We start from the raw sequence: 8,828 nt of genomic DNA, 5'->3' as shown, positions 1-8,828 counted from the left end.
CCGCAGATCACTTCGAAGTCGTACTCCTCATCGTCCACGGGCCGCACGATGGCCGGAAACTCCTGCTGACCCTGAGAGCGGATTCCATCGATCAGGTCGCGGCAGTTATCTTCGGTCAGCAACGCGTAGTCCCGGTTGTGCCGGTCCCACATGCGGCAACGGGCCGGATCGACCCAGCGCAGGGTCTTTTCCTCGACCTCTCCGGCCAGGCGGTCGCTGATCGCAGTGGTGCGTTTCAGGAAGCGGGCGCCAGCGCGGTCGGACGCATCAGGCGCGGCCTCCAGATCGCTCAGGACATCGTCAAAGATTGCATCGTGCTTGCGGGTCATAGCAGTCCCTCCTTGCGCAGTTGCGCGTGATGGCTTGGCCAGGTCTTGCGGATCAGCACCTCGATCTCGCGGCAGACGGCATCCAGATAGGCGCGGCAGCGTTTGTGCGTCTCGGTCCGGGTGGCCGGGCCGGTCAGTTCGTAGACGGTGGACAGGTTCGCCGCGGCATTGTCGATTTCGGCGCTGTCCTTGAGCACCGATTGCAACATGTCCATGGGGAAGACCGCGTCCATCATCCGTTTGATCGCCATATGCGCCGATTTCGAGTCATTCATCTTGGTTGCGAGGATCTTAACGAAGGCATAATCGCGCGTACCCCCGTGGCGGGCGAGTTCGTTCAGTGTTGCGCCCAGCATCTTCAGAAAGTGCGCGGTGGAGCCGAAATCGATGTTGTTGGGCGGGGCAGGGATCACCAGCGCATCTGCCGCGCGCAGCACCGAGAGGGATAGCATGCCGAGGGCAGGGGGCGGGTCCAGCAGGATAACATCGAACCGGTCCTTAATCGTCTCTAAACCGTTGCGAAGACGGTCCAGCACAAACACCTGCTCCCGCGCCATGCGGGCCGCGAATTCGTATTCGGCGTCATAGAGACCGAGGTTGGCCGGGATTAGCGCGATATTGGGCCAATACGTGGCGCGCAGCGCGTAGGACAGGTCCTGCGGACCGCCGTGACGGAAGAAGGGGTAGAGCGTGTCCTCCTCCTCATCGACATCGACGTCGGGGTTGAGGCCAAACACGGAGGTGGTGCTGGCCTGGCTGTCACAATCCACGACACAGACGCGGTAGCCTTGCAGGGCGAGGTGCTGGGCGAAGTGGCAGACCATAGTGGATTTCCCCACGCCGCCTTTGAAGTTCTGGATCGCCAGCACCATCGCCGGGTCACTTTCGGCCCGGTGGGGCAGGGTGCCGAACACCTGCCGCATCCGGTTGACGTCGGCCAGTGAATATCCAGTGCGACGCCCCGTGTTAGTGTCTTTCTCAGGCATGGGAAGACGACCATCCGCCTCGGCATCGCGGATCAACTTGTCGCTGCGGCCCACCATGTCTGCGGCGCGTTTGACGTTGAACCGCAGGTCTAGCGTTTTCTGAGCCCCGGGCGCGTAAAGCCGATCGCGCAGACGGTCGATGACGGTCGAGGCGCGGGTGGCAAGTTTGTCCAGCTCCTCAAGGGAGACCGGGGGTAGGGCGGACTGCTCCATTATGAACCTCTTATGGGGGCTTTGGTCCGAATCATGACGGGTGTGGGCGTTTGCCTCAAGTGCAAACTTTCACGGGTGGAGCGGAAAAAAGCGGAAACTAGCGGACTTGGCCTCAATGATTGGAATTCATCGTGCCGTTGTCCTCTGTTCGGAAGTTTAGCGCATCTGTGCGGCAACAGAACCCACTATGTATGCGATTGGCAGTTTCGACCTGGCCGTTGCCAAGGGGTACTTCCAAAACCCCCACTAAAAGACACCCCTCTATTCAATATTCATAGTGTTCAGTGTTCTGGCGGGGCAACAGATTGAAATTTATGAGGAAAGAGAACCCAAACCTTACAAACCGGGGTGTTTCGGCTTACGTCTTGGGGCGGGAATTCCTACATCATGGGGTCGCAAAACTTACGTATCGGGTGGGTCTTAACTCTTACCTTTTGGGTGAGATTGGGAAGCGACTCAGCCCTTTGATTTTTGGGTGTATTTCGAATCACTTGGGCAACGGTCTGATTCCCTTCTGCTCGTTTAACCTTACAAATTGGGTGCATCCGTTTTCATGGACGCACCGGGTGCGGACTGTTATTCTTACGTCACACTGCCCGTCAGAGGTAAGAGAAGAGCAGCATGGCGCAACGCCCAACCCAATCCTACCGGACCATTGACGCCCGGCCAAATGCACAAAGCCTGGTGAAGCCGGGCGAGTTGGTGGATCTGGTCGAGGTTACGCCGCTGACGCTGGCCGACAGGCGCATCTACAACCAGCTTCTGGAGAATGCATGGGACGCGATTGAGAAGCCGGTGACGCATGTGATCTCGAAATCCGATTTGCGCGGATCCCACAATTCCAATGATAGGGTAGGGGAGTCGGTCGAGCGATTGATGTCTGCCATCGTCAAGGTGAAGGTCACGCATGAGGGCGAGGATGCCATCGAGCGGGTGCAACTCCTGGGCGGCAATATCGAGACGACGCGGCGGGACGGGGTTCTCGAATACGAGATCCCACAGCGACTGCGGAAGATCATCAAGGACTCGACTGTTTTTGCCCGGCTTCAGCGTGAAGTGATGTTTGCGCTGAGCTCCAAATATGCGCTGACCCTCTATGAGATGATCCAGAAGCGGGGGAACCTGCGCTACCGGTCGTCGGAGAAATTTGCGCTGGATGATCTGCGCGGGGTGCTGGGCGTGCCCAAGGGCAAGCTGACTTCTTGGTCGAACCTGAAGCTGCGGGCGATTGAGCCGGCGGTGGCCGAGGTGAACATGCTGTCGGACTACGTGGTCGAGATCGAGCCTGTGAAGACCGGGCGACGGGTCACGCACATCGAGCTCAAGTGGTGGCGCAAGGATGGGGCAGGGACGGCAGAGACGGAGCGCGAGCTGTCCTTTTCCAAGATCGGACGCAAGGCACGGATGACCAATACGACGGAGGACCTGAAGCCCCGGCCAGCATGGCTTGAGGCCGCGGGCCCAGCACTGCGCACCGAAACCTACGAGACGGCGCGCCTGCGCTATCCGGGCTATGACATCTACCACGTGGAAAAGGAGTGGCGGTCCTGGTCGGCGGGGAAAGAGCCGCCGCGCGATGCGGATCGTGCTTACCTCGCCTTTTTCCGGAGCTTTGCGGAAAACAACCCGCTGCGCTAGCGTGGACCTATGAACTCCGTTCGTTTCCGTCTGTTGATCCTAGCCCTTGCGCCGATGGTCGTGCTGATGCCGCTTCTGCTGTTCCTTGGCATGACGCGGTGGACGGCGGATTACGACGAGGTGCTGATCGCCAATGTGGAAAGTGATCTGCGGATTGCTGAACAATACCTGTCGCGGCTGATGGTCCAGACAGGGGACGAGTTGCAGGCTGTTGCCGGGTCGGTTGAGTTTGCACAAACGGCCCCATCGGGACGCGATGCATTCTTTGATGAAAAGCGTGCGACGCTTGGTCTGGATTTTCTGTACTTCTTGCCGCGCGCCAACATGACGGATGTCTGGCCTGTCATTCAAAGTGCGGCGCAAGGGCAGGGGCGCACGGAGATCGATATTTTTGACGGAGAGATGTTGGCCGCGATCTCGCCCGATCTTGCGGAGCGTGCGCGTCTGCCGCTGATTGATACAGAAGCCGCCGTGCCGACGGATCGTACGGTGGAGGATCGCGGCATGGTGATCCATTCGGCCACTCCTGTGACCTTACCCGGGCGTGATGGGGTGCTGGTGGGCGGTATCCTGTTGAACCGCAACCTTGGCTTCATCGATACGATCAACGCGCTGGTGTATCAGGACGCCGCGGGTGGTGGAGCGCGGCAGGGGACGGCGACGCTGTTTCTGGAGGACGTGCGCGTGTCCACCAACGTCCGCCTGTTCGAGGATGTGCGCGCGCTTGGCACCCGCGTGTCGGCGGCGGTGCGGGGCAAGGTGCTGGGCGAGGGGCAGACATGGTTGGATCGGGCCTTTGTCGTCAACGACTGGTACATCTCAGGCTACCTGCCGCTGACCGACAGTTTCGGGGACTATGTCGGCATGCTTTATGTCGGATTTCTGGAAGAGCCGTTTACCGTCGCCAAGCGCAATGCATTCCTTGCGATTCTCGCCGCTTTCATTGCCGTGCTGTTGTTGTCGGCGCCAGTGTTCTTGCGGTTGGCGAAGGGCATCTTTGCGCCGCTTGAACGGATGACCCACACCATGTTTCTGGTGCAGCGGGGCAACCTGTCAGCGCGCAATGGCGAAGAGGGGGGCACAGGCGAGATTGGCGAAGTCGCTGGCCACCTTGATGACCTGCTGGACCAGTTGCAGGAGCGAGACCAGGAACTACGCACACTGAATGACGAGTTGAACGTGCGCGTCGAAAGGCGCACGGCCCAGCTACAAAGCGCCAATGAAAAACTGGAAGAGACGTTTCGACAGCTGGTGATGAGTGAAAAGCTCGCCTCGATTGGTGAGATCACTGCAGGTGTCGCGCACGAGATCAACAACCCGGTGGCTGTTATCCAGGGCAACATGGATGTGATCCGAGAGAGCCTTGGGGAAGACGGTGTCGCCATCCGGACCGAGCTGGGGCTGGTCGATCGCCAGATTGCCCGCATCCAGACCATTGTTGGCAAACTGCTCCAATTTGCGCGACCGGGTGAGTTTGCAGATCTGGAACAAACCGTGCCGCTGGAGCCGGTGGTGAACGACTGTCTGGTTCTGGTCAATCACGTGATCTCGCAATCCGATATCGAAGTGGAAACGCAGTTTGATGCTGTGAACGACGTGCGCATTGATCCTGGTGAATTGCAGCAAGTGCTGATCAACCTGATCATGAACGCGGTGCAGGCCATGGGGTCTGAAGGGGTGCTGAGGCTACAGACCATGGACGTTGAGCGTGATGGCATATCCGGCGTCTGCGTAACTGTGTCAGATACCGGTCCAGGCATAGCAACGGACAAGGTCGATGACGTCTTTGCGCCGTTCTACACCACCAAGCAGGCCGAGGGCACTGGGTTGGGCCTGTCAATCTCGCAGACATTGATCCAGCGGGCCGGGGGACTGATCAGTGCGCACAACCGCCAGGACGGTGGTGCCTGTTTCGAGATTTGGTTGCCGACAGCCGAGCAGGAAACCGACGCTTTGTCTGCCAGCGCGTAGCACCGAGTCGGGCCTCTACGGCCTCCGTGATTCTGGGTATGTCTCCGTATGTCGGCGTTGGTTGACAATTTGTCACAGGCTACGGTGTCAACTTGTCTTACGCTAACAGTATACAAACGGATACCGTTCTATTTTTACGGGAAAATGCTATGCCGCAGAAAAACATGGAAAAATCGGACTCGATTTAAAAAAGTTTACAAAGAGCTCTGCGTATCAGAATATTCCTTTACAAAAAAACTGTTCAAGACCAGTGCACAAAGCACGATTTTACAAAACCGTGTATGGTCACCCTCAACAGGCGAGTGATGCACGCCCCGGGTGAAGAAGCCGATGAAAAGCGGATCTGACCCCAAACCGGAGGAGACCCATGAATATTCAAAACACGCCGAACTCGGCCGTTTTTCCGCCGTCCGATGAGACGAAGGCCCGCGCCCATCTGGACGCCGAAGGCTATGCCAAGATGTATGCCGCGTCTGTCGCTGACCCCGAAACCTTCTGGGGGGAACAGGGCAAGCGGCTGGACTGGATCAAGCCCTATACGACGGTGAAGAACACGTCGTTTGAGCCTGGGAATATCGACATTCGCTGGTTCGAAGATGGCACGCTGAACGTGGCGGCCAACTGCATCGACCGGCATCTTGAGACACGTGGCGATCAGACGGCCATCATCTGGGAACCGGATGATACGTCCAAGGTCGAACCGAAACACATCACTTATCGCGACCTGCACAGGTCTGTTTGCAAGATGGCAAACATCCTCGAAGAGCTTGGGGTGCGAAACGGCGACCGGGTTGTCATTTACCTCCCCATGATCCCGGAAGCCGCTTATGCGATGCTGGCCTGCGCCCGCATCGGTGCCATCCACTCCATCGTGTTTGCCGGATTCTCCCCGGACGCCCTCGGGGCGCGGATCAACGGTTGTGACGCCAAGGTTGTCATCACCGCCGACTACGCGCCCCGAGGCGGACGAGAGACGCCGCTGAAGTCGAACACGGATGCCGCACTGTTGCACTGCAAGGACAGCGTGAAGTGCCTGGTGGTGAAGCGGACCGGTGGCCAGACAACCTGGACCGACCGCGATTATGACTACAACGAGATGGCGCTGGAAGCGTCTGACTATTCCGCGCCTGCCGAGATGGGTGCCGAGGATCCGTTGTTCATTCTGTATACCTCTGGCTCGACCGGTCAGCCGAAGGGTGTTGTGCACACGACTGGTGGCTATCTGACCTATGCGGCGATGACCCATCAGTACACCTTCGACTATCACGAAGGTGACGTGTTCTGGTGCACGGCCGATGTCGGTTGGGTCACGGGCCACAGCTACATCGTCTATGGCCCACTGGCGAATGGTGCGACCACCATCATGTTCGAAGGCGTGCCCACCTTCCCCGATGCGGGCCGGTTCTGGGACGTGTGCGAACGCCACAAGGTCACGCAGTTCTACACGGCTCCGACCGCCATCCGCGCCTTGATGGGTGCCGGGAATGAGTGGGTTGAGAAATACGATCTGTCGTCCTTGCGCCTGCTTGGCTCGGTCGGTGAGCCGATCAACCCCGAAGCCTGGACCTGGTATCACGAGGTCGTCGGCAAGGGCGCGTGCCCCATCGTCGACACCTTCTGGCAGACCGAAACCGGCGGTCACATGCTAACACCGCTGCCGGGTGCGACCGACCTGAAGCCCGGATCGGCACAGCAGCCATTCTTTGGTGTGCAGCCTGTGGTTCTCGATCCGCAAAGCGGGGTCGAGCTGGATGGAAATGGGATCGAAGGGGTCCTGTGCATCAAGGACAGTTGGCCCGGTCAGATGCGCACCGTGTGGGGTGACCATGAGCGGTTCGAGAAGACGTATTTCGGTGACTACAAAGGCTACTATTTCTCGGGCGATGGCTGTCGCCGTGATGACGATGGTGACTATTGGATCACCGGTCGCGTCGATGACGTGATCAACGTATCCGGCCACCGCATGGGGACCGCCGAAGTGGAGAGTGCACTGGTGGCGCATGCCAAGGTCGCTGAAAGCGCAGTCGTAGGCTATCCGCACGAGGTGAAGGGGCAGGGCATCTATGCCTATGTCACCCTGATGAACGGTGAGGAACCCAGCGACGCGCTGCGCAAGGAGTTGGAAACCTGGGTGCGGACCGAGATTGGCCCGATTGCCAAGCCCGACCTGATCCAGTGGGCGCCGGGTCTGCCCAAGACACGCTCGGGCAAGATCATGCGCCGTATCCTGCGCAAGATTGCCGAGGATGATTTTGGCTCACTCGGTGATACGTCAACTTTGGCCGATCCATCGGTTGTCGATGACTTGATCGCAAACCGTATGAACCGGAGTGACGACTGATGGACGGTGCAACCGTACACACGCAGACCCGTCCTGTGAACGTGATCCTGCTTGGACCTCCCGGTGCGGGCAAGGGAACGCAGGCGCAGCGGTTGGTCGACGCACACGGCATGGTGCAGCTGTCGACCGGCGACATGCTGCGCGCGGCCAAATCGTCGGGGTCCGAGATGGGCAATCGCGTGGCCGAGGTTATGGCGCGTGGGGAGCTTGTGACTGATGAGATCGTCATCGGCCTGATCGAAGAGAAGTTGACTGGCAGCGATGCGACCGGATTTATCTTTGATGGTTTCCCCCGGACCTTGGCACAGGCCGACGCACTTGGCGCGCTGCTGGACAGAACTGGGCACACGCTGGATGCGGTGATCGAGTTGCAGGTTGATGACGAGATCCTTGTGGACCGGATTGTTGGCCGAGCGGAGCAAGCGCGCGCAGCCGGGCAGCCGGTTCGGGCGGATGACAATGCCGAAAGCCTGAAGCTGCGGCTGATGGAATACTACAAAAAGACCTCGCCGCTCATTGGCTATTTCCATGCCAAGGGCGTGCTGCAATCCCTCGACGCGATGGGAGAGATCGACGCGATCGCGGCGACCCTGTCGGGGATGGTGAAGGACGCCGCCACCTAACAACCGGCGTGTCCTGACAAATCTATCACGCGGCACGTGTTTGGCCGCGCCTGTCCCCCGTGTGCGTGGGGGATGGGGTGGTCCCGGCTTGTCCGGGACCGTGTTGCACCGCCTATGACCTGTATCAAAGCACGGACGGTCAACGGTGCGCAGAGTGGAGGAAACACGCAGCAACCGGCTTGGCTGGCGGACTGCACCGACCAACGGGGCCACGCGCGGTCCCGCACTGAAACCAAAGGAGGAGCCGCCATGGCGGAAGAAACCACAAACATTGCCCGAGCGTCCGAAGCGGACAAGGGCTACTGGGCGGCCAACGTCCGCATGATTTTGATCTCACTGGTCATTTGGGCACTCGTGTCCTTTGGCTTTGGCATCATCCTGCGCCCCGCGCTGAGCGGGATTTCAGTGGGTGGCACTGACCTGGGCTTTTGGTTCGCGCAGCAGGGATCGATCCTGGTCTTCCTTGCGCTGATCTTTTTCTACGCCTGGCGGATGAACAAGCTCGACAAGCAATACGGCGTGGACGAGGAGTAAGAGAGATGGACCAGTTTACCCTTAACCTGCTGTTTGTGGGCGCGTCTTTTGCGCTCTACATCGGCATCGCTGTCTGGGCCCGTGCGGGTTCGACCAGCGAATTCTACGCTGCCGGTCGCGGCGTGCACCCTGTCACCAACGGTATGGCGACTGCGGCCGACTGGATGTCGGCGGCCTCTTTCATCTCGATGGC

The 8,828-nt window shown here is 59.3% G+C and carries 7 protein-coding genes and 1 pseudogene; 6 read left to right on the top strand and 2 right to left on the bottom strand.

Going from position 1 to position 8,828, the window contains the following annotated elements:
* A partial coding sequence (locus tag AC6RA8_RS17585) for a ParB N-terminal domain-containing protein (protein ID WP_500354416.1) occupies positions 1 to 329 on the bottom strand: 329 nt, incomplete at its 3' end.
* Positions 326 to 1,528 (bottom strand): AAA family ATPase, encoded by a 1,203-nt coding sequence (locus AC6RA8_RS17580; protein WP_500354414.1) that lies wholly within the window; start codon positions 1,526 to 1,528, stop codon positions 326 to 328. The genes AC6RA8_RS17580 and AC6RA8_RS17585, both read right to left, overlap by 4 nt.
* A 621-nt stretch (positions 1,529 to 2,149) precedes the next feature.
* Between AC6RA8_RS17580 and AC6RA8_RS17575 the strand changes: the two genes are divergently transcribed.
* The 6 genes and pseudogenes from AC6RA8_RS17575 to AC6RA8_RS17550 all read left to right on the top strand — a co-directional run.
* Positions 2,150 to 3,166 (top strand): replication initiation protein, encoded by a 1,017-nt coding sequence (locus tag AC6RA8_RS17575; protein ID WP_500354412.1) that lies wholly within the window; start codon positions 2,150 to 2,152, stop codon positions 3,164 to 3,166.
* 9 nt (positions 3,167 to 3,175) lie between these two features.
* Entirely contained in the window at positions 3,176 to 5,137 is a 1,962-nt protein-coding gene (locus AC6RA8_RS17570) for a sensor histidine kinase (RefSeq protein WP_500354410.1), read from the top strand.
* Positions 5,138 to 5,504: 367 nt separating this feature from the next.
* On the top strand, positions 5,505 to 7,478 hold the full coding sequence (gene acs / locus AC6RA8_RS17565; protein WP_500354408.1) for an acetate--CoA ligase: 1,974 nt from the start codon (positions 5,505 to 5,507) through the stop codon (positions 7,476 to 7,478).
* Positions 7,479 to 7,513: 35 nt separating this feature from the next.
* Complete coding sequence (locus AC6RA8_RS17560; RefSeq protein WP_500354418.1) at positions 7,514 to 8,101, top strand: adenylate kinase; 588 nt, start codon at positions 7,514 to 7,516, stop codon at positions 8,099 to 8,101.
* A gap of 249 nt (positions 8,102 to 8,350) precedes the next feature.
* The gene (locus AC6RA8_RS17555; RefSeq protein ID WP_500354406.1) at positions 8,351 to 8,635 is read left to right on the top strand and encodes a DUF4212 domain-containing protein; all 285 of its coding nucleotides are present in this window, start codon (positions 8,351 to 8,353) and stop codon (positions 8,633 to 8,635) included.
* 5 nt (positions 8,636 to 8,640) lie between these two features.
* Positions 8,641 to 8,828, top strand: a pseudogene (locus AC6RA8_RS17550) (cation acetate symporter); the annotation flags it as partial.

Source organism: Tateyamaria sp., from assembly GCF_059783535.1.
This window is presented reverse-complemented; position numbering and strand designations above follow the sequence as displayed.

Coding starts and splice junctions, on each gene's coding strand:
- AC6RA8_RS17580 (WP_500354414.1), bottom strand. CDS start 1,528: ATGGAGCAGTCCGCCCTACCCCCGGTCTCCCTTGAGGAGCTGGACAAA.
- AC6RA8_RS17575 (WP_500354412.1), top strand. CDS start 2,150: ATGGCGCAACGCCCAACCCAATCCTACCGGACCATTGACGCCCGGCCA.
- AC6RA8_RS17570 (WP_500354410.1), top strand. CDS start 3,176: ATGAACTCCGTTCGTTTCCGTCTGTTGATCCTAGCCCTTGCGCCGATG.
- acs (WP_500354408.1), top strand. CDS start 5,505: ATGAATATTCAAAACACGCCGAACTCGGCCGTTTTTCCGCCGTCCGAT.
- AC6RA8_RS17555 (WP_500354406.1), top strand. CDS start 8,351: ATGGCGGAAGAAACCACAAACATTGCCCGAGCGTCCGAAGCGGACAAG.